A 22,175-nucleotide genomic window follows, 5' to 3' on the forward strand; every position below is an offset into this window, starting at 1 on the left:
CCGAATTTGACCGGGCCCCGATGGTGGGCCCACCGGCTATGCGAGTTGTAGTGGTTGCTCGAACTCGGTCGGTGACCATTGCTGCCGGAATGCTTGCTGGGTAAGGAAACCCAGCGATCCATGTGGCCGGTAACTGTTGTACTCGATGCGCCAGTCCTCGGCAAGGACCTGCACTTCGATCAGGGAGTGAAACACCTTGCAGGACAAGAATTCGTCGCCGAAACGGCCGTTGAAAGTACTGGCTCGACACCGGCCGGCCGATACCGAAATCCGACGCCGCCGCCGTGACCGCCCTCTGCTGGGGTGGACACGTTTTCGAGACATCAGCCACGGCTGTCAGGCAGTGTCGGTTTGTAGCCGATGCGGCAGTCTTCGATCGACGGCGGTCAGCGCCAGCACAAGTACCGTCACGACGATGAGTATGTCGGCAATCGCGTGCAGGCCGTTGTCGGTCGCGCCATCACGAAACACGACACCGATGACGCTGCCGGAGGCAATCGCGCTGACATAGGTCGAGGTACGCAGCAGACCCGCGGTGGTTCCGGCCTCCCGTGCCTCTGCCTGTGCGAACACTGCCGATTGATTGCCCACGGTCGCCACGCCGATCACCACGCCAGCGACGGCAGTGACCAGGATGATCATCGCCGCAGAGGTATCGATATCGACCAGTCGTAGCGCCACGGCGACGACGATGGCCACTGCAGCGCTGATGAGTAATGGGGCGCGCACACGGTTGCGGCGTGAGACCACATGCGCCATAACTGCACCGGCGAAATTCATCGGCAGGACGAGTAGGCCGGTCAACGTCGCGGAGAGTCCTCGGGCTTCTTGCAGCCATTGGGTCAGCCCGTACATCACCCCGTATGCGACTGACATCGTGCCCGCATTGCGCAGATAGGTACTGGTGAGCGCGCGGTTGTGGATCAGGGTGCGAAGGTCGATGAAGGGATCGGGCGTACGAAGCTCCCACCACAGCAAGCCGATACCGCACACTATCGAGCCGGCGAGCACAATCCAGTGCCGCGTTGGCAGCGGGACCAGAAAGGCGACGAACAGGGTCAGCGTCGCGCCGAAGAGTCCTATCCCGGCAGCATCGAGATCACTTGCGAGCAGTCGCCGGCCCACGGCGGACCGATCGTTCGGATCACGCGGCGACCACCGCCACGCCATAGCCGTGACCACGACCGCCAACGGAATATTGACCCAGAACGTGGCTCGCCAGCCTGCGACGCTCACCAATAAGCCGCCTAGCGGCAGGCCAAGGAGCACCGTGACCTGGCTGGAGATCACTAGAGCCCCTAGGACGCGACCAGGCGGCTCACCGGCTTCATCGGCTCGGAGCCGGATCATCAGCATGGCGGTTGGAAAACCTGCTGACGTACCGATTCCCAGCAGAATCCGGGCCACTATCAATGTCGGGAGATTGGCGGCGACAGCGCCGATTGCACCGCTGACCACCACGAGGGCCGCCCCGGCGATGAATACACGGCGGGGGCCGAACCTTTCGGCGAAGCGCCCCATCGCCGGCTGCGCGACGGCGCTCGCGACGTACAAAACAGTCACCAGAACGGTGATACGGCCAACGGACTCCCCAAGGCCCGCGGCGATCGGCACCAGGGCGGTCGCGACGATGGAGCTGTTGACCGGGTTGAGGGCCGCGCCCACCAGCAGTGGAAGCGAGAATCGCCAGCCGAAGCTGGGCGCCGCGAGCGCGGTCACACCAGAATGCAGTCGCCGCATACCGCGCCCGCCGCGTTCGGTGCGGCACGGTAGATCAGGCAGCAGCTGCGGCGTCGGAACCGTTGGCCGGGTGGTGAACTGCTGGTGCCACTCAGCGACGGCCGATCCAGCAGCAGTGTCGCGATCTCCAGTGCCAGGTCGGCATGCTCGGGGTGGGTACGCGCGATCATCATTGTCGCGCCGTTGATGGCTGAAGCGACGTTGCCCCAGAGGATCTGGGTGGGTATCGAGAATTGCCTGGTCGCTTCAACTATTTCTCGAATCACGCCGTCCACCACCCGGTGGTACAAGCCGCCGGCGAGCCATTGCGGTCGAGAATCCTGATCACCCTCGGCAGCTACCGGTACCGACAGAGGGAACGCGCCGCCGAGCACCCGTTGCCATCGAATAGAACCCAGGTCGACGTCCAGCACTCGGCGGTCCCGCACCGCAACCGCCAGTGCCGGCGAGACCAGCCGGGAGACCAGACCGAGTTGGGTCACGGATCCAGCTACCCGTGGCTCCACGGCCGCCACCGGCTGCCCGCTGGCTGCCGCCAAATGGGCGCGCACGGCGTTCACCCTGTCGATCAGTACCTGCGGGTCATCGATCAGTTCGCGCATCGGGTACCACAGATCGCAGGGTGTGGAGTCCAGGGTGTGGGTGTGGACGGCGAAGAACGGCCCGAACACGGCGAGGTCCTCCACCGCGACCTGGCTTCCGGCCAGCTTTCTCACACCGCCGTCACACATTCCCACTACGCCTTCGGACCGCCCGCGACATAGAGCACTTGCCCTGACACGAATCCCGAGGCTGGGCTCGCGAAGAAGGAGACGGCGTTGGCGATGTCTTCGATCTGCCCGACCCGTCGCACAGGAATCTGAGCAGCCCGTGTCGCGACGTAAACGTCCCAGTCCTGTCCGATCCGCGAAGCGACGGACCGTGTCATATCGGTGACAACGAATCCGGGGGCCACACAGTTGGCCGTCACCCCGAACTCCCCCAGCTCAATGGCCAGCGTCTTGGTGAATCCCTGCAATCCGGCTTTCGCCGCCGAGTAGTTCACCTGTCCTCTGTTGCCCAGCGCCGCAGTCGAGGAAACATTCACGATCCGCCCCCAACGCTGCTTGACCATATGCGTCTGAACAGCGCGCGACAGCAGAAAAGCGCCGCGAAGGTGTACGCAAATCACCGAGTCCCAGTCGGTTTCGGACATTTTGAACAGCAGGTTGTCCCTGGTGATTCCGGCGTTGTTCACCAGCACCGACGGTGGGCCGAGTGTCTCCACGACCCGCTCGACCGCGGCGTCGACGTCCGCCGCATCGGTCACATCGCAGCCCACCGCTATCGCTTGTCCGCCATGCGAATTGATGGCCTCTGCGGTGCTCTTCGCGGCCGCTTCCACGAGATCCAGCACTGCCACTGCGAAGCCGTCCTGAGCCAAACGAGCGCACGTGCCGGCTCCGATCCCGCGCGCGCCACCCGACACGATGGCCACCCGGCCCGCCACCTCAACCATTTTCAATCCTCTCGGTCCTGCATGTCAGGACGACTTCCCAGCGAGTCATCCACGGCTTCGCACCAGGAAGGTGCGCGCCTCAGCGACCACCGCTGAATGCCTCGTAGTTGCGAACAATCCGCTCGTAATCAGCCTTGAGCGGCGCCTCGACGATCACGCCACTGAGCTGGACGCTGCCGTGCCCTTCACCCTCGGCGACCGCGAAGACATCGAGCAGTTTTTTGGCGCGGTCGTACTCCTCTTTGCTCGGCACGAAGGTCTCGTTGGCAACGATCACCTGGCGGGGATGGATGCACATTTTCCCGGTGAAACCGAAGTCCGCCCCGCGTTCTGCCGAACGACGGTAGTTGTCGTCGTCGTACATGTCGGTGGTGGCGCCGTCGATAAGTACGTCGAACTCGGCGCGGCCCGAGTGCAGTGAGAGCGATGCACGCGCTGCGGCGAGCTCCGCTTCACCCTTGGTCCACCGCAACTTCGCCGAGAGCCGGAACTCCCCGGCCCCGAACATCAGGCCGATAACCCGTGGGTCCTCCGCTGCGGCGCGCACAATGTCCTGGATATCGATGAAGCCCTGCAGCATCTCCATCAGCAGTACGACCTTGATGCTTCCGAAAGGCAGACCGCGAGCATGCTCCAGTGCCTCGACGGCACCGCACGCACGCGCGACGCCCAAGGCCGACTCGATCTTTGGAATGACAACGCCATCAAGGCCTTCCGCGATCACATGAGACAAGTCCTCGACACCGCGCGGCTCGTAGTAGTCGTCGCCGTACCACATATGTGGAACCTCGACGGCGTTGGTCCGCACCCAGAGTTGGCGACCGGCCAGTTCCTCCTTCAGCGCGGCGAGCCGCGAGCCGAGCTTGGCGGCGGTCTCTGCCTTCTCCTCTGCGGGAACCGCGTCTTCGAGGTCCAGCACGCAGACGTCGGCCGGGATCCGGTGGAGCTTCGCCAGCATGTCTTCACGGTTGGCGGGTGTGAACAGCCACGAGCGGGCCTGCAGTTTGTCAGTCATTTGTTCATCCATTTCTGTCGATTTCATATGATTCCGTCACGTTCGAGTTCGTCGATTTCAGCGTCGGTCAAGCCCAATTTCGACGCGTAGACCGATCTGTTGTCCTGCCCGATCCCCGGTCCAAGGTGTCGCACTTCTCCGGGTGTCTTCGAGAATTTCGCGATCGGGCCCTGAACGAGCATCGATCCCAGTTCATCGTCCGGGACTCGAACATGCATTCCGCGAGCCTTGCCATGGGGGTCTTCGACGATTTGCTGCGCATCGTAGATGGGGCCCGCAGCCACTTCGTACTCGACGAAGACGGCCATTGCTTCGTCCAGTGTCCGCTCGGCAATCCATTCCGCGACCGCTGTGTCGACCAGCTCTGCGTGCTTCAGCCTCGACTGGGCCTCTTGGAATTCTGGATTGTCCGCCATGTCGTCTCGACCGATGGCGCGAAACACTCGCATCGCGATCGACGGCGCACTACTGGCCATTGCGATCCAGCGCTTATCCTTCGTCTGATAGGCGTTCCGCGGGGCACTGATGTCCCATCGGTTCCCGTTCCGCTCGGCAATCAGACCCAACTGGTCGTACTCGAGGACGAGTTGTTCGGCCAACCGCGCCATCGGCTCCCAGAGGCTCATGTCGATGCATTGGCCGGTTCCGCCATTCGCGTCGCGGTGATAGAGCGCCGCGAGAATGGCGTAGGCGCCCGACAGCGACGCGACTCCGTCGGCAAGCATGAACCGCGGCAGCGTCGGCGGGCCACCTTTCTGCCCTGTCACATGGGAGAACCCGCTCATGGCTTCACCGATCGTCCCGAATCCAGGACGTTCCTCGTAGGGCCCGCCCGAGCCGAATCCGGTGACCTGCAGAACGATCACACCCGGGTTGATGGCGGCCAGCGATTCGTAGTCCAAACCCCACTTCTTCAGCGTCTGAGGACGGAAGTTGAAGACCACGACATCGGACTGCCGGACCAGGTCCCGCAGAATGTCCCTGCCCTGCTCGGACCGGAGGTTCAGGCTGATCCCCTGCTTGTTGCGGCCGAGGCTCTTCGACAGCAGCCCGATACCGTCCTTCTGATTTCCCCAGGCTCGGAGGGGATCACCCTTACCCGGCGGCTCGATCTTGGTGACCTGGGCACCGAGTTCGGCGAGCAGAGTGCACGCGAACGGCGCAGCGCCCAGTGTGGCTGCCTCGAGAACGCGTACCCCTTCGAGCGCGGCTGGCGACATGTTGATACTCCCTTGAAAATCGTTGATGTTCTGACCACGCATTGCTCAGGCCGGCGCGAGACCCATGGAATCCCGCAACGTTCCGGTGCCGTATTCACGGTCGACCAGGCCCCGCTCGCGCAGGGTCGGGACCACCAGCCGGACGAACTCCTCGAACGTCCCGGGAATGTGCGTGGCGGCGATGACGAAGCCGTCACACGCGCCTTCCTGGACCCACTGCTCCATCTGATCCGCGATTTGATTGCCATCACCCACGAAACACGGGGCGGCCGCCAAACTCGCGCGGCGTTCGATCAGATCGCTCAGTCTCGGTGCGCGGTCGGGCCCGTGGGCCGCGGCGACAGACTTCTTCAGCGCCTCGAAAAGGCCCTTGCTGCCCGTAACCCGATCTCCCATGTCATCCGGCAGCGGAGCATCGATGTCCATGCCCGAGAAGTCGAAGTTCAGCGCGTCCGACAGCAGAACCAATGCCGCCCGCGGATCGACGAGACTGTTCATCAACGCCACTTTTTCCTTGGCGATCGTCTCGGTCTCACCGCAGACCGCATACGTCACAGGCAGAATCTTGACTTGATCGGGATCGCGGCCCGCGTCCTTGATCCGCCGCTTCTGATCGGCGTACTGCTCTTTCGCCTGGTCGATGGTGTGAGCGTTGATGAAGATGACGTCCGCCGTGCGAGCAGCGAAGTCACGACCCTTCGGGGACTGACCGGCCTGGATGAGGACCGGCCGGCCCTGCGGGCTGCGAGGGACGGTCAGGGGGCCACGCGAGCTGAAATACTTCCCCTTGAAATTGACCTCTCGAACCTTGGCCGGGTCGGCGAACATTCGGGTGGCACGGTCCTGGACAACGGCGTCCTCGTCCCAACTCGCCCACAACTGGCTCGCGAGCTCGACGAACTCCTCCGCGATCGCATACCGCTCGTCATGCTCGACGTGTTCGGAAAGCCCGAAGTTCTCAGCCTCGCTGTCGTTCAGCGACGTGACGATGTTCCATGCCGCCCGACCCCCCGACAGATGGTCGAGCGTGGAGAACATGCGCGCCAGGCTGTACGGCGAACTGAAAGTCGTCGAGCACGTTGCGCCCAGTCCGATGTGCCGGGTAAACGGCGCCAGCGCACCGAGAACCACGGACAGGTCGAGCTTGACCGATCGTGCGCCGGTCAGCACGGTCTCGTCGACCGCGTGACCGAAGACGCCCGGCATCGCAAGGCGGTCATCGAAGAACACCATGTCGAAACGACCGGCCTCGAGTACCTCGACGACGCGCCGATAGTAGTCGACGCTCAAGTAGTCGGGATCCCCCGACGGATAAAGCCATGATCCTTGAAACCACGATACGTTCGACGCCTGCATAAAGGCGACCAACGACATCTTCTTTCCGGTGGAACTGCTACGTCCCATTGTGTGCACTCCTCGTTCCTCGGACGGTTCCGACCGCCCGCGTAGATCTCCATTGACCGGAGTACGGGGACGCCCTCCGCATGTTCAATGTCGGACCAGAATGCGATCGATCACCGCATCTACTCGTCCGCTGGTTCCTGAGTCTGCTATCGACGCGAACGGAAATTCATTCGAGCGGATGAAACGCACGTCGAAAGTAGACAGTCGGTGAGCTGTCGCTCATATCGGTTCCGATGACCTGACCTACCAGGACGGTATGATCGCCGGCGACGACCTTCGTGTGCTCTACACAATCCAGCCTTACCGGAACATCGCCCAGCACCGGGATATTCTCTTCTCCCGCTACGAAACCGGCGTTCGCGAACTTGTCCTCACCACGTGTGGCGAAGCGAAGCGCCAGGTCGGCGTGCGAACCACCGATCACATGAATCGACCACCGTTGTGCCGACTGAAATGCCGCATGGCACTGGGCTGTATCGGCGAGACAAACGAGAACCAGCGGTGGATCCATCGAAACGGAGCAAAACGAGGTAGCGGTGAACCCCCACCATTGGCCGTCAGCATCTGTCGTCGTGACAATTGTTACGCCGCTCGGGAACGAGGACATGGCCTCTCGAAATCCGTCGGGCAGAGCGCTCGCCGCAGTCGATGCCGACATCACTGCACCACCACGGTGGACGGTTCGACCGGAGGCGTCGAATACTCGAGATCGTGTGCCATGCGTAGCCTTTTCGTAGTCAGATAGGATAAATTTTCGACATTTGGCTCGATGATCAGTGGCTCTCGTCCATCGATCTTCAAGCCGTACCCGATCAAACCTCGGTATTTGTCAGGATTGTTGGTCATCAGGCGCACCGACTTCACTCCCAGATCGCGGAGTATCTGCGCGCCGATTCCGTACTGACGCCCGTCGACCGGTAGGCCCTGCGCCAGATTGGCGTCGACAGTGTCGAGCCCGCTGTCTTGAAGCTCGTAGGCACGGAGTTTGTGGCTGAGCCCGATGCCGCGGCCCTCGTGACCGCGGAGATACACGACGACGCCCCGGCCGCGCTGCCCGATCCGAGCCATCGCGAGCTCGAGCTGCTCACCGCAATCACAGCGGCGTGATCCGAACACATCGCCGGTGAGGCACTCGGAATGGACTCGGGTCAGGATCGGATCGTCCTCGACGGACCGCTGTCCGACGTCTCCCATCACCAGCGCGACATGTTCACAACCGTCGATCAGTGACCGATAGGCCACGGCCGTGAACTCGCCGACCGCACTCGGAATACGCCCCTCGGCTTCTCGCTGTACCAGGGTCTCGGTCCGCAGTCGGTAGCGAACGATGTCGGCTACCTCGATCTTCTTGAGCTGATGCCGACGAGCGAACTCGGCGATGTCGGCGGTGCCGGCCATGGTTCCGTCATCATTGGTCACTTCGGCCAGAAGACCTGCGGGGAACAGACCGGCAAGTGTGCACAGGTCGACCGCACTCTCGGTGTGGCCGGCACGACGAAGCACACCACCCCGCCTGGCTCGCAACGGGAAGACATGCCCTGGCCGGGAGAATTCTCCTGGTTCGGACTCCCCCGCTCCCAAGCGCCTGATAGTGGCACTCCGATCCGCGGCGGAGATACCGGTCGTTGTCCCGGCCTTCAAATCGACCGAGACCGTGAAGGCGGTGCCCTTCGGATCGTCGCCGTTCGGCGCCATCAATGGCAGTCTCAACCGGTCAGCGTGATCCTCGGTGATCCCGACACACAGCAGACCGCTGGTGTGCCGGATCATGAAGCCCACCGACTCCGGGGTCGCGAACTCGGCGGCCATGATGAGGTCCCACTCGTTCTCCCGGTCCTCCTCGTCGGCCACGAGAACAGGGCGGCCCTTGCGGAGCTCGTCCAGAGCACTCTCCACTGCTTCGTAGGAGCGCTGTTCGGCCGCGGTGCCGAACTCGATAACTGCCATGATGACGTCCTTTTACTTTGAACCCGAATGCTTACTTGGCCGACTGGCCACCGTCGACATACAAGATGTGCCCGGTAATCTGAGACGCATTGTCCGAAGCGAGGAAGAGGACCGCATCGGATACATCGGAGACCTCGGTCCGCCACTTCTTTCCGGGCAAGTTGTTTGCCGCCGAGATCACTTCGAATGCTTCGTCGGCCGACATATCGAGTGCCTTCGAGAATCCTGTGACCATTCCGGAACCGTGTCCCCCACTGGGCTTGATCGCAGCAGGCGCCACAGCATTGACGTTGATTCCGTATTCCGCGAGCTCATTGGCCCAGCAGACGGTAAGGCCGTTCACAGCCCACTTCGACGGCACATAGTGGGATACATTCGACATACCGGTCTTCGTCGTGCCCGACGACATGTTCACGATGTTGCCGCTGGCACGCTCGATCATCCCGGGGACGACGTATTTCGCCATGAACATCGTGCCCTTGATATTGGTGTCGATCACTGCATGCAGGGTCTCGCTCCGCATATCGACGATCGAGTCGAACGCGGCTACACCGGCCACATTGACGAGAACGTCGATCCGGCCGTCGAAGAAGTCCAGGGCTCGAGCGACGGCCTCCTGTACCTGACTTTCGTCACGGATGTCGGATTGCAGCGGAATGCATCGCCTGCCTTTTTCTACGACTGTCGCCGCCGTTTCGGCGAGCAGGTCGGGAGAAGCCAGCTCATAGATTCCCGTGGCCGGCCCTGCGAGGTCCATTGCCGCGATGTCGCAACCGGCATCCGCGAAATCCATGACGATCCCGTATCCGAGACCTTTTGCGGCGCCGGTCACAAGAACGTTCTTGCCCTCCAGCCCACGAAGCGTTGCAGTCATTGAGACCTATCCTTCGATGATGATCGCGCGCTCGGGACAGATTCGTGCCCCTAGAATCGCGGCGGATTCGTTCTCGACCGAAACAGGAACCGTTTCTCCGATGTCCACGTTGTATCCGTTGCTGTCGACTTCGTACACTTCGGGCGCTAATTCGAAGCACCGAGCATGTCCGCTGCATTCGCGGTTCACCGTGAACTTCATCATTCACCGCCCAGTTTCAGGCCAGGAGTGAACGACAGTTTGATGCCGGAAACCTCTCGGGTAACGCTCGTCAAGTACCTGGGCTCGTTGCCCTCGGCCGCGGTCAGATCAGGAAGGCGTTCGAGCATCGTGGCCAGCGCAACCTTGCCCAGCAGACGCGCGAGGTGGGATCCGATGCAGCGGTGAGGCCCGAAGCCGAAGGCCGCATTGACCGTGAAATTGCGGTCGATGTCGATCTCGCCCGGGTTCTCGTAGATCTCCGGATCCCGCGTCGCGCCCGGGAACAGCAGAACGACCCGGTCGCCCGGCTGGAATGTGGTGCCGGCGACCTCCACCTCGCTGGTGGCGGTCCGCGCCATCGCTACGACGGACGCGAACGCCCGGATGAACTCCTCGATCGCTTGCGGACGGAGCGACTCGTCGTCCCTGAGTCGCTGGGCATCCTCCGGGTTGGCGGCAAGATACTGTGCCATGCCCGCGATGAGATAGGTCGCTGTGCCGAGGCCACCCGCGGTGACATTCGACAGGGCCGCCACCTTGTGGGACCACGGGCAGGGTGCGCCCATGTCGATTTTCGCGTCGGCCGGGCCTCCACCCATCGAGGGATTGAACCCCTCGTCGAGTTCGACGCCTGCGAGGACGGCGCTCATCATGTCATCCCGAGGCTCCTCGCCGTCCCTCTTCTTGAGGTGCGCATCAAGATAGGAGAACAGCTTTCCCCAGCCCTCGGTACGGCCTTCGATGGGACCGACCAGAGCCTGTTCGACCGCGTCCATCAGTGGTGGCAGGTCTTCGACCGGCAGACCGAGGAAGCTGTTGAACCACACCCGGCTGGGCAGTACCGAGGCGAACTCCGAGACCACATCGAACTCACCCCGCTCGATGAACTGGTCGATCAGGAAGTTGGCGTGTTCGGTCACGCTCGCTTCGTAGGACCGCACGACACGCGGGCTCAGGTGGTGGTCGAGCTGGCGACGCCACCGGGTCTGATACGGGGGGTCGCACTCGTCCGGGTAGATCGGCGGCATTTCCTCCGGCCGATTCGGCTGGTAACCGTCCGCGCTCGAAAAGTTCTGCCAATCCTGCGCGATACGACGCACGTCGGCATATCGACTGACGACGTGATAACCCTTGCCCACCGAGCTGTGGGCAACCGGGCATCGAGCCACCAGATCATCAATGGCGCTCTCGTACTCCTCGTTGAACTCAACCGAGTCGAGGTCGAAATCGTTGTGGTGGTCGCGCCGCCAGGTGGCGGGCGTTTCCAGACCATCGCTTGTTGTGGACATCGCGATCCTTTCGATACTGCACTCGAAGCCGACCACTCGATGTGATCGCTGAAAATAGATGCCGGACACTCACCGATTACGGCGAGCAAATTCAGTTGGTCCCGATCGAGTTGCCGGAACCTTTGCGGCCCCCGCGAAGAGTTCGGCAACTCGATTCGCGACTTTGATCAAGTTCCGGTCCGTGAATCGCGGAGAAACTACGGACAGTCCGACCGGCATGCCATGTGGGCCGGTGAAACCTGGCACGTTGACCACCGGCACTTGCAGAAGTGACCACAGGTTGCAGAAGACCGGGTCGCCGGTGAAGTCGATGCCGAGCGGCGCTTCACCCGGGACGCTCGGAGTGAGAACCGCATCGAAATCCGAAGCGATACGGTCGAACTCGATCCGGAGCAGCGCCACTTTGTCGTATGCCTCGACCAGTTGCGCCGTCGTCACCGTGTTGCGGTCGTCCACGTAGGACGCCAACTCGTCGCGCAGCATCGTCGGATGTTTGGCGACCTCGTGCAGGAAGCTCACTCGCGCCTCACCCAGCAGGACTGTCGTGAAGAGTTCCCAAGCGCCGTCGAAGCAGGCAGGAAGCACCAGCTCCTCCACCTGTGCTCCGGCCTCGAGCAGCAGGGATTCCGCTCGGTCCAGTGCCTCGACCGTCGCCGGCTCCGCGGCGTCCCACTTCGGTGTCCGGCAGACTGCGATCCGGGCCGAATCGAGACCGCGGAAGGTACTCGGCCTCCGGTCCACCAACTGGAACACATCGGCGAGCAGGTCCAGGTCGTCGAGATGCCCGACGCAGAACCCCACCGTGTCGGTCGAGGGCGCAAACGTTTTCAGACCTTCGCGACTGATCGCACGGCAGGTCGGCTTCATCGCAACGATCCCGTTGTACGAGCCGGGCCGAATTGTCGAGCCGCCCGTCTGGGTCGCCAAAGCAATCGGCACATGCCGGTCCGCCACCGCGGCACCGGATCCGCTCGACGATCCGCCGGGCGTCCGACGGTTGTCGTGCGGGTTCACTGTGGGTCCGCCGGCCTGCGATGCCGCGAACTCGGTGGTGGTCGTCTTTCCGAGCACAATCGCCCCTGCCGCCCGCAGCGTTTGCACGCAGGCTGCGTCGGCAGTCGGTATGTGTCCACGGTAGAACGGGGAATTATGCTGTGTCGGCACACCTTTCGTCGCCAACACATCCTTCACCCCGATGGGCACACCGTGCATCGGTCCTCGCTCGGGCGAGGAATCAAGGCGCCGCGCCGCCGCGAGCGCCCGATCCAGATCGAGATGGGCCCACGCCTTGACCTGGGGCTCACGCACTTCGATCCGCCGTATCAAGGCGGTCAGGACCTCGGTCGCCGACAGCGAGCCGCTTGTCGTGGCCGCTACGATCTCTCGTGCAGACATCGTCGTGGGGTCCATCCTCGTCACCTCCGACCTGATCCCGGAATTACTGACCGACCGCGGTTGTCCGCGACTTCATCAGCGGCTGGATACGGGTTCCGAATTGCTCGATTCCCTCGATGAAGTCGTCGAAGATCAGCATGATTCCGGAGACTCCCGGGATATCCGCGATGGCATCGAGGGACTTGGCCACCGTCTCGTATGAACCGCAAATGACGTGTGGCACTGCGATTTTGGCTTTGAGTGCATTATTGATGGTCGAACTGGTCGTCACTCCGCTCGACACGGTCGGGTCTTCCGTACTGACCAGACCCATCGTCGTCATTGCTTCGATGTCGGGGCCGCTGCTGTAGAGCTCCCACTTGGCCGCGGCCTCTTCGTCGGTCTCCGCGGCGATGACGATCTCCAGCACGAGGCAGCCGATATCGCGCGCCGCCCCCTCGGTCGCTTCGGTCAGCCGGCCGACCGTCGGCGCGATGTTCTCGGGCACGTTGAATCCACCGTCGACGACGAAGCCGTAGTCGCAGTGGTCGGCAACGAATTTCATGCCGCGGTCGCTCTGGCCGGCCGAGACGACCGTGATCGGCTTGGACGGCATCGGGCGCATGTGACAGTCGTGCATCTCGAAATGCTCGCCCTTGAAGTCACTCTTGCCGGTCTCCCACAGGTCTCGCATCACCTGCACATACTCGGACGAGTAGTCGTACCGGTATCCGAAGTATTCGTCACCGGGCCACAGGCCCATCTGCGAGTACTCCGACTTCGCCCAGCCCGACACGATATTGATACCGAATCGTCCCGGAGCGATGGAGTCGACGGTCGCGGCCATCCGGGCAACGATCGCGGGCGGCAGCGTCAAGACAGCGACGGTCGCGTAGAGGTTGATCTTCTCGGTGACCGCCGCGAGGCCGGCCATCAGCGAGATCGACTCGAGGCCGTAGTCCCAGTATTCGGTCTCGCCCCCGTAGCCGCGAAGTTTGATCATCGACAGCAGGAAATCCAGATCGTATTTTTCCGCACGGAGCGCGATCTCTTTGTTCAAGTCAAAGGTCGGCATGTACTGCGGCGACGTCTTGGAGATCAGCCATCCGTTGTTGTTGATAGGCATGAACACGCCGATTTGAGTCATCTGTCGAGCTCCATCGTCATCGTTGACAGGGTTGTTGATTTGTTCATTTCGCTACCGCCGCAAGGGGTCTGGGCTCCACGGGGTGATCGGTCAATCGCCCGGCCAGCTCCCACACACTCCTGGCATGCGATCGCACGTCGCCGGTCGCCTGCTCGCCGAGCGCGCCATCGACGAACGATGAACCGGTCAGATAGACCGTGGTCGCCGGAACAATCGCCCCGAACCAGGCCGCCAACCGCCGGATTTCGTAGTCGATCGCCAGGTAGTGATGGGGGCTCGCTCCCATTGCCACGAGCCCGAGCACCTTGCCCTCGAGGGCATCCAGCGGCGTCAGATCGAGCAGGTTCTTCAGCACTCCCGGCATCGCAGCCCGGTACACCGGCGCGAAGAGGACCACGGCATCGCTGGCCGCGAGCAAGTCGACAGCCTCGCCAGTGTCCTTGGACAATGACCCGATCGGGCGTCCGTCGGCCCAGTCGACCGGCTTGTGGTGCAGGTCCACTGTCGTGTGGGAACTCGCGTCCGGCAGAGCGGCGGCAAAGGATTCCAACACAGACCACAGCCGACCCGGGCGGGCGGCGGTTCCATACACCGAAACGATTTTCATTCCTTGACGCTCCCGCCCTCGAGATCAATTTCTCCGGCGATTCTGTGTATGTCGATCAACTTGTCCCTTTCCTCGCCGCCATATCGCCGGGTTGCCGGTGGATACGAGCATCTTTCGGCCTATCTGCGTCATAGCGTGAAATTTGCCTGCCGCGAATTTGTTGTCGACAAGATTCGCATAGTCAAACCGTCCGGGACGCCGTCAAATTACGTAGTCACTACTCATCCTGTGACCAATGGCAGACCCGGACTACTTACGTAGCCCGCCAAGGAGGCGGCATCCACACGATCTTTTGATGAGTTCGGCGTCGACAAGGGCCCGATGGGCAGCTCCCAGCTCGCTACCTGCCCGTGCTATTGACACCATCAAAGCAGTGTACGTACGTTCGTTAGCACGCTGTGAGGTCGACCACGCGTTTCGATTGGAGAAGCCGGTGACTCGGTCCAGACCCGAAGTAATGGGACAACACCCGGCAACAAGCTGGCAGTTCGGACAGATGCATCCGGGCAGCCAGCTTTGCCGGGACAACAACAAAGGCAGTGAGCGATGAAACCCGCCGTTTTCGAGTATGTGTCACCGACCTCGCTGACCTCGGCGGTCCAGGCCCTGGCCGGCGCGAACGGACGTCCCACCAAGATCCTCGCCGGGGGGCAGAGCCTGATGCCACAGCTCAACCTCCGCCTGGCACAGCCCTCCAGGATCGTCGACATCAATGGGATCGCCGCTCTCAGCGAGATCCACGAGGCGGACGGCTGGCTCACGGTCGGCGCGCTCGTCCGGCAGCGCACGGTCGAACACTCCGATGTGGTACGCCGCGTGTGCCCGCTGATGGCGGATGCTGTCCGGCTGATCGGCTATCCCGCGATTCGCAACCGCGGGACCGTCGGAGGCAGCCTTGCCCATGCCGACCCCGCTGCCGAGTTGCCGACGGTCGCGGTGTGCCTCGACGCCGACATCATCGTGCACGGGCCCCTGGGCGAACGCATCATCCCGGCCGCCGAGTTCTATACCGGCCCCTACAGCACCAACCTGGGCGACGATGAGATTGTCACCGCGATGCGCGTCCGGTGCGCCACATCAGGCACCGGGGCGGCCTACCGGGAACTCTCTCGCAAGCAGATAGGCATCGCGATGGTGGGCGTCGCGGCAGTCGTACGTCTCGACGAGGACTTGATCGCTGAGGCCCGGGTCGCTGTGGCCGGGGCGGGTCCGACCCCGGTCAGGGCGCACCGAGTCGAGGCCGCTCTCGCCGGGCAGGCCCCCGCCGGGACATCCGTCGCTGACGCTGCCGCCACTCTCGAGGGCCTCGACCCCACGTCTGACCTGCACGCCTCGGCCGCCTATCGACGCCATACCGCCGGGGTGCTCATTCGCCGTGCCCTCACCTCTGCCCTCACCCACGCCCTGGAGAACCGATGACCACACGTCAGATAACTGTGACGGTAAACGGCCGGCCCTGTACTGCCACCGTCGAGGCCCGTCGTACGCTGGCCGATTTCCTCCGGGAGGATCTCGGGCTGACCGGAACCCATCTCGGATGTGAACACGGTGTGTGCGGCGCCTGCACCGTGTTGATCGACGACGTGGCCGCACGTTCCTGTTTGCATCTCGCAGTGCAGGCCGACGGCCACGAGATCACGACGGTCGAGGGCCTGGCGAAGGACGGCGTACTGCACCCCGTGCAGCAGGCTTTGGCCGACAGTCACGCATTCCAGTGCGGGTTCTGCACCCCAGGTTTCGTGATGTCCGTGTGCGCCATGGTCGCCGAGGGCACCCAGCCCGGATCCCGCGAGGAGATCCGGAGGGGAATCTCCGGCAATACCTGCCGCTGTACGGGATACCAGGCGATCGTCGACGGCGTCGAGCAGGCACTGGCCGCCGGGGCCTGCACCGCTGCCACCACCGGAACGGGGCACTGATGGCCGGCGCGATCGCAAGTCTGGTCGGCGCACGGATCGGACGAAAGGAAGATGTCCGCCTGCTCACCGGGGCGGGCCGCTTCGTCAGCGACGTGCAGGACAGGTCGCTGTTGCACTGCTACTTCCTGCGCAGCCCGGTAGCGCACGGCCGGATCACCAGCATCGATGTCACCGCCGCGCGCGAACTCGAGGGGGTGGTGCATGTCTTCACCGGCGCCGATATGAGCGCAATCAGCAGCGATATCAGCTTTGCCCAGCCCATCCCCGGTCTGCACAGCCCGTCCTATCCGGCCATCGCACACGACATAGTCCGATTTGTCGGCGAGCCCGTCGCCCTGGTTGTGGCCGAGAATCGCTACGTGGCCGAGGACGCGAGCCGACTTATCAACGTCGAATACGAACTCCTCGAGCCCGTGATGAGCACGACGGCCGGCCTCACCGAGGGTGCACCGCAGATTTTCGAGGATGTACCAGGCAATATCGTTCACGCCGACGACCAACTCTTCGGCGATGTCGAGGCTGCCTTCGCCATGGCAGACCATGTCGTCACAGAGACCTTTTCGCAGCACCGCTGGGCGCCGGTGCCGATGGAGGGGCGCGGCGGCGTCGCCACCTTCGACCGCGCGACCGGCCAGCTCACCTACGAGGCCTCCACCCAGACCACCCATACCATCCGGTTCCTCTTGGCTGGGTGGATCAACCACCCGATCCACCTGATCCGGGTGATCGCCAACGACATCGGTGGCGCATTCGGCCTGAAGTTCTCGATCTACCGCGAGGACGTCGCGCTGTGCGCCGCAGCGAAGCATCTCGGCGGCATGCTCAAATGGGTGGAGGACCGCCAGGAGAACCTCACCGCCGCCGGCGCGGCACGCGAGGAGCAAGTCACGGCCGAGGCGGCGGTAGCGGCGGACGGCACTCTGCTCGGTCTGCGCGTGTCGGTGCTCCTCGATCACGGCGCCTACCCGATCAATCCGCCGAGCACCCTCTACACCGGCCTCATGCGTATGTGCCTCCCCGGTCCATACCGTCTGCCCGCCTACCAGTTCAGTCACAAGATCGTCGCCACCAACAAGGCGAGTTACGTCTCCCTGCGGGGACCGGGGGCCGTCGAAACGATCGTGCGCGAGCGTTTGCTCGACAAGATCGCTCAGGAGCTGGGCATCTCGCCGGTGGAGGTGCGCAGGCGCAATCTGCTGACCCTCGATGACCAGCCGACCAAGATGATCACCGATGTCACGCTCGAAAATGTAACGGCCGCAGAAACATTCGAAACGCTGATCGATCGGATAGATCTGGACGCGGTCCTGCGCGATCAGGAGCGAGCCCGCGCCGAAGGCAGACTGGTCGGATTCGGGATCGTCACCCATATCGCGCCCGAACCCGGCACTGCCGAATTCTGGGCGGGCGCGGGTTTCCCCTTCCCCGCCGAGCCCGCCCGGTTACGGATCGAGATCGACGGCAAGGTCACGGTCTTCACCCCGCAGGTACCGCACGGCCAGAGCCACGAGACCACCTTCGCCCAGCTGATCGGTGACGAACTCGGTGTGGCATTCGAGGACGTCCGCGTTGTCTCGGGCGACACCGACGCCACGCCCTTCGGCATGATCGGCACGGGCGCCAGCCGAGCCGGGACCATGGCCAGCGGCGCGGTCGTGCTCGCCTCCCGCGAGCTGAAGCGCCGGATCCTGGACATCGCGTCGGCTTTCCTCGAGGCGAGTGTGGACGACCTGCAGATCGAGAACGGCATCGTGTCCGTGAAGGGCGCACCCGGGGCGTCGGTGCCCATGGCGCAAATCGCCATGGGTTGTTATCTCGCTCCGGAACAGATGCCGCCGGGCGCGAACACCGACCTCGAGTACATCTCCAGCTACGAGGGTGAGAACGGTGGCTTCTCCCAGGCCAGCCACGCCTGCTGGGTGGAGATCGACCAGGAGACGGGCATGGTCGAGATCACCCGCTATCTCGTCGTCGAAGACTGCGGCCGGGTCATCAATCCGGCCGTCGTCGAGGGTCAGGTCATCGGCGGAATCGCGATGGGAATCGGCGGAATGATGTTGGAGAATTCCGCCTATGGTGACGACGGGCAGTACTTGTCCTCGACCTTCATGGACTATCTGATGCCCACGGCCGCGGATGTCCCCGAGATCGAGATCGTGCACCTCGAATTCGAAACAGACAAGATGATCGGCTCCCGTGGCGTGGGCGAAGGCGGCACGGTGCTCGCGCCGGCGGCACTGCTCTGCGCAATCGACAATGCCCTCGCCCAGGTGGGCCGGGGTCGGGTGGCCGAGACGCCGATGACTCCGACGCGGGTCCTGGAACTGCTTGGCGTGCTGGAAGCCTGATTGCGAAGGGCCGTCGTTACCTCTGGTAACGACGGCCCTTTGGTCATGGTCGCTGATCGCGCTCGACGCGGTCGTGAGTGCGAGCTTCAGCCGGCAGCGCCAGGGTCGCGGTGGATCGGCCCCCGGAGTGCGGAGAGCCGCACACCCTGGCCTCCCCACCGCAGCGAAATGATCTCCGCGGCAATCGAAACCGCAGTCTCTTCGGGGGTGCGCGCGCCCAGGTCGAGCCCGATGGGCGAGGACAGGACTTCCAGCTCGGAGGATCCGAAACCCAGTTCCCGCAGTCGATCCATCCGGTCCGCGTGGGTTCTCCTGGATCCCATCACTCCCACGTAGCCGAGGTCCGCGCGCAGCGCGACCGACAACAGCGGAACGTCGAACTTCGGGTCGTGGGTGAACACCGCGACTACCGTGCTCCGATCAACCCTCCCTGCCAGGACTTCCTTCTCCAGGTACCGGTGCGGCCAGTCGACCACCACCTCCTCCGCCTCAGGAAACCGGCTCCGGGTAGCGAACACCGGCCGCGCGTCACAGACTGTCACCCGGTAGTCGAGGAACGAACCCATTCGAACCATCGCGGCCGCGAAGTCGATCGCACCGAACACCAGCATCCGCGGTTGCGGCTGGTACGAGGCGACGAACACCGACATACCCTCACCCTGGCGCTCGCCGTCCGGACCGTAATGCCGCGAGACGCTGCATCCAGTGGCCAGTATCCCACGCACGTCATCGGTCACCGCATCGTCGGCGTGGACAGAACCGAGGGACCCCATCCGGTCGTCCTGCCACACCAACAGGTGTTCTCCGCGCATCGCCGGATCGGGGTGTTCGATCACCGTCACCAACGCGACCGGTCGTTCGGCAGCCACCGATTCACCGAGCAGTCGTAGCCACGGCGAGTCGACGATCTTCTCCACGAACACGTCCACTATCCCGCCGCAGGTCAGTCCGATGGAGAACGCGTCCTCGTCGCTGACCCCATAACGCTGCAGCACAGGAATGTCGTCCTTGATGACTTCGCTGGCGAGCTCGTAGACGGCACCCTCGACGCACCCCCCGGAGATGCTTCCACTCACTGTGCCATCTTCCGCGACCAGCATCGCCGCACCGGATTCGCGCGGGGCGGATTTGAAGGTTGCTACCACGGTCGCGACGCCGAGCGTCTCGCCGCGTGCGGTCCGGCGCAGTATCTCGTGCAGGAGTTCACGCATCTCGTACCTCGTTCAATAGTTGTTCGAACGCGTGCAGGCTGTGCCCGGCAAGCAAGGTGTGCAGGTGCGGCAGAGCTGCGGCGATACCGGACTGCACGGGTTGGTAACCGTCGCGTCCTGCGTACGGGTTGACCCAGAACACCCGGTGCGCCAGGCGACTGAGCCGTGCCATTTGTTCGTCGAGGAGCGCGGGGTCGCCGCATTCCCAGCCGTCGGAAAACAGCACAACGACTGCGCGCCTGGCCATTCCGCGCTGTCCCCAGCGGTCACAAAACACCCGGATGGTCTCGCCGATCCTGGTTCCACCGGCCCAGTCGGGGACGGCGTTGCCGGCGGCGGCGAGGGCGAGTTCCGGGTCCCTGCTCCGCAGCGCCCGGCTCACCCTGGTCAGCCGGGTACCGAAGGTGAACGTCTCCGTGGTGGTGGGGGCGGCGCGGGTGACCACGTGCGCGAGCCGCAACAGCGCATCCGCGAAGGGGCTCATCGAACCGGACACGTCGATCATCAACACGACCGTGCGCGGCCTTTGCCGCTTCCCACGGTGTGCGAGCTGGGCTGTTTCCCCACCGGTGGCCAGCATCTGACGCAATGTGCGGCCCGGATCGATCTCACCACGGCGGCACACCCGGAACCTGGGGCTGCGCCGCTGCGGCGGACGCGCGTCCAGCGCACGCAGCAGCATCTCGAAGTGCGCTCGGTCGGCCGGGTTCAGCACTGTCAGATCGCGGTGCCGGAGCACCTCGGCGTCTTGCGCCGAGGCCCGCAGCGCGTTCTCGGTGCCCTCTTGCTGCTCGTCGGGCACCACGGTGAGAGCCGCGACGTCACGGGTCCGCGTTTCTGCGTCATTGTCAGCCGGCACAGCAGCCGGAAGGTTGGCGCCGAACCAGCTGGAGAACACCCGGTCGTAGACCGGAAAGTCATCTTTCTCCGCGCAGAGAGCAACGCGGCCGGTCCAGTACAGCTGTTGTGGATCGGCTAGGTCCACATGCTCGATACTCGCCAGAAACGTGGCGGTGCGGTGCACGTTCACCCCCAGCCCCGCCGCGGCGAGTGCCCTGCTGAACCCGACCAGGCCGGGCATCGGGTCCACCGCTCACCCAGCCAGCAGAGAGTCCAGGCCCGCCGCGACGACGCGGTCCGTGTCCTCGCGGAACTTCAGTACGGCGCCGAGGGTCACCGCCGCCGTATGCGCGTCCAGCACATCCCGGTCCAGCGCGAGCAGCGCGCGGGCCCAGTCGATGCTCTCCGCGACACCTGGCGGTTTGAGCAACGCCATGCCACGCAGCGTGGCCACCGCCTGGGAAACCTGGCCCGCGAGGGATTCACTCAGCTCCGGAATACGACTGCGCAAAATAGCGATTTCCCGTGCGATATCAGGATGTTCCAGCCAGTGGTAGAGGCAGCGGCGCTTGAGCGCGTCATGTACCTCGCGGGTCCGGTTGGACGTCAGCACGACCAGTGGTGCGGTGCTCGCTTTGACCTCGCCCAATTCCGGGATGGTCACCGCGAATTCGTCGAGGATCTGGAGCAGGAACGCCTCGAACTCGTCGTCGGCGCGGTCGATCTCGTCGATCAGCAGCACACAGGGTGCCGACCGCAGCGCGCGCAGTAAAGGCCGATCGAGCAGGAACCGCTCGTCGTACAGAGATTTCTCGGCGGTATCGGCATCGAACCCGCCGCCAGAGCTCGCCGCCTCGAGGGCGCGGAGGTGCAGGAGTTGGCGGCTGAAGTCCCAGGCGTAGAGCGCCTGCGAGACATCGATCCCCTCATGACACTGCAACCGGATCAACTCCAGGTCGAGTGCCTGGGCAAGAGCCTTGGCCAGGGCAGTCTTCCCAGTTCCGGGTTCGCCCTCGCAGAACAGCGGCTTGTGCATCCTGCCCGCGAGAAAGGTGGCGGTCGCCAGGCCGGGGTCGGCCAGGTAACCGGTACCGGCGAGACGCTCGGAGAGGTCGTGCGCGGAGGATTTCGGTTGATCCACTCTTCCCCACTAACGTTCGTAAGTTCGCGACGGGCGGGGTTCGAGAATGCCCCGCCCATCACATTCAGCTATCGGTGGTCGTCCTGGCGGCCGGCGCGGTGCATTTCCCGTACCAGCCGTCGCGCGCGAATGCCGGACTCGATCGCGCCATCGATGAATCCGCATCAGCCGCCTGCGATGTCCGAGGTGGCGAAGACGAGCCGGCCCTCAGGCCGGGCGAAGTTCTGGTGCGGTGCGAAGCGCGTGACCTGGCCACGTTTCGGGAACGGCCAGCCACCACCAGCAAAAGCGTCGTCGTCCAGATAGGTGCCGGCAGCGATCTCGGCCACCTCGACGTGCGGGAGAATGTCCCGGATCGCCGCGGCGACTTCGTCCTCGGCAGCTGATCATCAGCCAACGC

General features: G+C 63.7%; 22 protein-coding genes. 4 read left to right on the forward strand and 18 right to left on the reverse strand.

What is annotated here, in order from left to right; all coding sequences use genetic code 11:
• Nucleotides 1-36: 36 nt before the first annotated feature.
• The 15 genes from ACFXIV_RS36690 to ACFXIV_RS36760 all read right to left on the reverse strand — a co-directional run bounded on the left by ACFXIV_RS36690 (nucleotide 37) and on the right by ACFXIV_RS36760 (nucleotide 14,316).
• Nucleotides 37-324, reverse strand: a complete 288-nt coding sequence (locus ACFXIV_RS36690; RefSeq protein WP_379401024.1) for an integrase core domain-containing protein — start codon at nucleotides 322-324, stop codon at nucleotides 37-39.
• A 12-nt stretch (nucleotides 325-336) separates the two neighbouring features.
• Complete coding sequence (locus tag ACFXIV_RS36695; RefSeq protein ID WP_379401025.1) at nucleotides 337-1,719, reverse strand: MFS transporter; 1,383 nt, start codon at nucleotides 1,717-1,719, stop codon at nucleotides 337-339.
• Nucleotides 1,716-2,456, reverse strand: a complete 741-nt coding sequence (locus tag ACFXIV_RS36700) for a hypothetical protein (protein ID WP_379401026.1) — start codon at nucleotides 2,454-2,456, stop codon at nucleotides 1,716-1,718. Before ACFXIV_RS36700 ends, ACFXIV_RS36695 begins: the two co-directional genes overlap by 4 nt.
• Before the next feature lie 20 nt (nucleotides 2,457-2,476).
• On the reverse strand, nucleotides 2,477-3,238 hold the full coding sequence (locus ACFXIV_RS36705) for an SDR family oxidoreductase (protein WP_379401027.1): 762 nt from the start codon (nucleotides 3,236-3,238) through the stop codon (nucleotides 2,477-2,479).
• 79 nt (nucleotides 3,239-3,317) lie between these two features.
• Nucleotides 3,318-4,253, reverse strand: coding sequence for an HpcH/HpaI aldolase/citrate lyase family protein (locus ACFXIV_RS36710; RefSeq protein ID WP_379401028.1), 936 nt, complete (start codon nucleotides 4,251-4,253; stop codon nucleotides 3,318-3,320).
• A 23-nt stretch (nucleotides 4,254-4,276) separates the two neighbouring features.
• Nucleotides 4,277-5,473: a CaiB/BaiF CoA transferase family protein gene (locus ACFXIV_RS36715; RefSeq protein WP_379401030.1), complete on the reverse strand. Its 1,197-nt coding sequence runs from the start codon at nucleotides 5,471-5,473 to the stop codon at nucleotides 4,277-4,279.
• 45 nt (nucleotides 5,474-5,518) lie between these two features.
• Entirely contained in the window at nucleotides 5,519-6,877 is a 1,359-nt protein-coding gene (locus tag ACFXIV_RS36720) for an LLM class flavin-dependent oxidoreductase (RefSeq protein ID WP_379421390.1), read from the reverse strand.
• Between the two features lie 166 nt (nucleotides 6,878-7,043).
• Nucleotides 7,044-7,535: a flavin reductase family protein gene (locus ACFXIV_RS36725; RefSeq protein WP_379401032.1), complete on the reverse strand. Its 492-nt coding sequence runs from the start codon at nucleotides 7,533-7,535 to the stop codon at nucleotides 7,044-7,046.
• Nucleotides 7,535-8,824: a bifunctional 3,4-dihydroxy-2-butanone-4-phosphate synthase/GTP cyclohydrolase II gene (locus ACFXIV_RS36730; protein ID WP_379401033.1), complete on the reverse strand. Its 1,290-nt coding sequence runs from the start codon at nucleotides 8,822-8,824 to the stop codon at nucleotides 7,535-7,537. Before ACFXIV_RS36730 ends, ACFXIV_RS36725 begins: the two co-directional genes overlap by 1 nt.
• A gap of 31 nt (nucleotides 8,825-8,855) precedes the next feature.
• Nucleotides 8,856-9,698: an SDR family NAD(P)-dependent oxidoreductase gene (locus ACFXIV_RS36735; protein WP_379401034.1), complete on the reverse strand. Its 843-nt coding sequence runs from the start codon at nucleotides 9,696-9,698 to the stop codon at nucleotides 8,856-8,858.
• 6 nt (nucleotides 9,699-9,704) lie between these two features.
• Nucleotides 9,705-9,902: a ferredoxin gene (locus tag ACFXIV_RS36740; protein WP_379401035.1), complete on the reverse strand. Its 198-nt coding sequence runs from the start codon at nucleotides 9,900-9,902 to the stop codon at nucleotides 9,705-9,707.
• Nucleotides 9,899-11,224 carry a cytochrome P450 gene (locus ACFXIV_RS36745; RefSeq protein WP_379421391.1) on the reverse strand — a complete coding sequence of 442 codons (1,326 nt, stop codon included), beginning with the start codon at nucleotides 11,222-11,224 and terminating at the stop codon, nucleotides 9,899-9,901. Before ACFXIV_RS36745 ends, ACFXIV_RS36740 begins: the two co-directional genes overlap by 4 nt.
• 33 nt (nucleotides 11,225-11,257) lie before the next feature.
• A complete protein-coding gene (locus ACFXIV_RS36750; protein WP_379401037.1) occupies nucleotides 11,258-12,598 on the reverse strand; it encodes an amidase in 1,341 nt (446 codons plus the stop codon).
• Nucleotides 12,599-12,626: 28 nt separating this feature from the next.
• On the reverse strand, nucleotides 12,627-13,709 hold the full coding sequence (rutA, locus tag ACFXIV_RS36755) for a pyrimidine utilization protein A (RefSeq protein WP_379401038.1): 1,083 nt from the start codon (nucleotides 13,707-13,709) through the stop codon (nucleotides 12,627-12,629).
• A gap of 43 nt (nucleotides 13,710-13,752) precedes the next feature.
• The gene (locus ACFXIV_RS36760) at nucleotides 13,753-14,316 is read right to left on the reverse strand and encodes an NADPH-dependent FMN reductase (protein WP_379401039.1); all 564 of its coding nucleotides are present in this window, start codon (nucleotides 14,314-14,316) and stop codon (nucleotides 13,753-13,755) included.
• A gap of 546 nt (nucleotides 14,317-14,862) precedes the next feature.
• Between ACFXIV_RS36760 and ACFXIV_RS36765 the strand changes: the two genes are divergently transcribed.
• From ACFXIV_RS36765 to ACFXIV_RS36775, 3 genes are read left to right on the forward strand one after another with little or no spacing between them, the layout of a single operon-like run.
• Nucleotides 14,863-15,735, forward strand: coding sequence for an FAD binding domain-containing protein (locus tag ACFXIV_RS36765; protein WP_379401040.1), 873 nt, complete (start codon nucleotides 14,863-14,865; stop codon nucleotides 15,733-15,735).
• A complete protein-coding gene (locus ACFXIV_RS36770) occupies nucleotides 15,732-16,235 on the forward strand; it encodes a (2Fe-2S)-binding protein (RefSeq protein ID WP_379401041.1) in 504 nt (167 codons plus the stop codon). The genes ACFXIV_RS36765 and ACFXIV_RS36770 overlap by 4 nt, the downstream gene beginning before the upstream one ends.
• A complete protein-coding gene (locus ACFXIV_RS36775) occupies nucleotides 16,235-18,583 on the forward strand; it encodes a xanthine dehydrogenase family protein molybdopterin-binding subunit (RefSeq protein ID WP_379401042.1) in 2,349 nt (782 codons plus the stop codon). Before ACFXIV_RS36770 ends, ACFXIV_RS36775 begins: the two co-directional genes overlap by 1 nt.
• Nucleotides 18,584-18,669: 86 nt before the next feature.
• Here the strand turns inward: ACFXIV_RS36775 and ACFXIV_RS36780 are convergent, their stop codons facing one another.
• The 3 genes from ACFXIV_RS36780 to ACFXIV_RS36790 are packed head-to-tail and all read right to left on the reverse strand — an operon-like array spanning nucleotide 18,670 to nucleotide 21,775.
• The gene (locus tag ACFXIV_RS36780; protein WP_379401043.1) at nucleotides 18,670-19,794 is read right to left on the reverse strand and encodes an XdhC family protein; all 1,125 of its coding nucleotides are present in this window, start codon (nucleotides 19,792-19,794) and stop codon (nucleotides 18,670-18,672) included.
• On the reverse strand, nucleotides 19,787-20,875 hold the full coding sequence (locus ACFXIV_RS36785) for a VWA domain-containing protein (RefSeq protein WP_379401044.1): 1,089 nt from the start codon (nucleotides 20,873-20,875) through the stop codon (nucleotides 19,787-19,789). Before ACFXIV_RS36785 ends, ACFXIV_RS36780 begins: the two co-directional genes overlap by 8 nt.
• Before the next feature lie 12 nt (nucleotides 20,876-20,887).
• On the reverse strand, nucleotides 20,888-21,775 hold the full coding sequence (locus tag ACFXIV_RS36790; RefSeq protein ID WP_379401045.1) for an AAA family ATPase: 888 nt from the start codon (nucleotides 21,773-21,775) through the stop codon (nucleotides 20,888-20,890).
• Between the two features lie 74 nt (nucleotides 21,776-21,849).
• Between ACFXIV_RS36790 and ACFXIV_RS36795 the strand changes: the two genes are divergently transcribed.
• On the forward strand, nucleotides 21,850-22,161 hold the full coding sequence (locus ACFXIV_RS36795; RefSeq protein ID WP_379401046.1) for a hypothetical protein: 312 nt from the start codon (nucleotides 21,850-21,852) through the stop codon (nucleotides 22,159-22,161).
• Nucleotides 22,162-22,175 lie beyond the last annotated feature (14 nt).

It is taken from the genome of Nocardia sp. NPDC059236, from assembly GCF_042754085.1.
Classification (GTDB): Bacteria; Actinomycetota; Actinomycetes; order Mycobacteriales; family Mycobacteriaceae; genus Nocardia.

What these genes read in the sequence shown, in the direction of transcription:
- ACFXIV_RS36750 (WP_379401037.1), bottom strand. Translation starts at nt 12,598, where the DNA reads ATGGACCCCACGACGATGTCTGCACGAGAGATCGTAGCGGCCACGACA.
- ACFXIV_RS36690 (WP_379401024.1), bottom strand. Translation starts at nt 324, where the DNA reads ATGTCTCGAAAACGTGTCCACCCCAGCAGAGGGCGGTCACGGCGGCGG.
- ACFXIV_RS36775 (WP_379401042.1), top strand. Translation starts at nt 16,235, where the DNA reads ATGGCCGGCGCGATCGCAAGTCTGGTCGGCGCACGGATCGGACGAAAG.
- ACFXIV_RS36730 (WP_379401033.1), bottom strand. Translation starts at nt 8,824, where the DNA reads ATGGCAGTTATCGAGTTCGGCACCGCGGCCGAACAGCGCTCCTACGAA.
- ACFXIV_RS36720 (WP_379421390.1), bottom strand. Translation starts at nt 6,877, where the DNA reads ATGGGACGTAGCAGTTCCACCGGAAAGAAGATGTCGTTGGTCGCCTTT.
- rutA (WP_379401038.1), bottom strand. Translation starts at nt 13,709, where the DNA reads ATGACTCAAATCGGCGTGTTCATGCCTATCAACAACAACGGATGGCTG.
- ACFXIV_RS36770 (WP_379401041.1), top strand. Translation starts at nt 15,732, where the DNA reads ATGACCACACGTCAGATAACTGTGACGGTAAACGGCCGGCCCTGTACT.
- ACFXIV_RS36705 (WP_379401027.1), bottom strand. Translation starts at nt 3,238, where the DNA reads ATGGTTGAGGTGGCGGGCCGGGTGGCCATCGTGTCGGGTGGCGCGCGC.
- ACFXIV_RS36710 (WP_379401028.1), bottom strand. Translation starts at nt 4,253, where the DNA reads ATGACTGACAAACTGCAGGCCCGCTCGTGGCTGTTCACACCCGCCAAC.
- ACFXIV_RS36740 (WP_379401035.1), bottom strand. Translation starts at nt 9,902, where the DNA reads ATGATGAAGTTCACGGTGAACCGCGAATGCAGCGGACATGCTCGGTGC.
- ACFXIV_RS36715 (WP_379401030.1), bottom strand. Translation starts at nt 5,473, where the DNA reads ATGTCGCCAGCCGCGCTCGAAGGGGTACGCGTTCTCGAGGCAGCCACA.
- ACFXIV_RS36725 (WP_379401032.1), bottom strand. Translation starts at nt 7,535, where the DNA reads ATGTCGGCATCGACTGCGGCGAGCGCTCTGCCCGACGGATTTCGAGAG.
- ACFXIV_RS36785 (WP_379401044.1), bottom strand. Translation starts at nt 20,875, where the DNA reads ATGCCCGGCCTGGTCGGGTTCAGCAGGGCACTCGCCGCGGCGGGGCTG.
- ACFXIV_RS36735 (WP_379401034.1), bottom strand. Translation starts at nt 9,698, where the DNA reads ATGACTGCAACGCTTCGTGGGCTGGAGGGCAAGAACGTTCTTGTGACC.
- ACFXIV_RS36760 (WP_379401039.1), bottom strand. Translation starts at nt 14,316, where the DNA reads ATGAAAATCGTTTCGGTGTATGGAACCGCCGCCCGCCCGGGTCGGCTG.
- ACFXIV_RS36780 (WP_379401043.1), bottom strand. Translation starts at nt 19,794, where the DNA reads ATGCGTGAACTCCTGCACGAGATACTGCGCCGGACCGCACGCGGCGAG.
- ACFXIV_RS36765 (WP_379401040.1), top strand. Translation starts at nt 14,863, where the DNA reads ATGAAACCCGCCGTTTTCGAGTATGTGTCACCGACCTCGCTGACCTCG.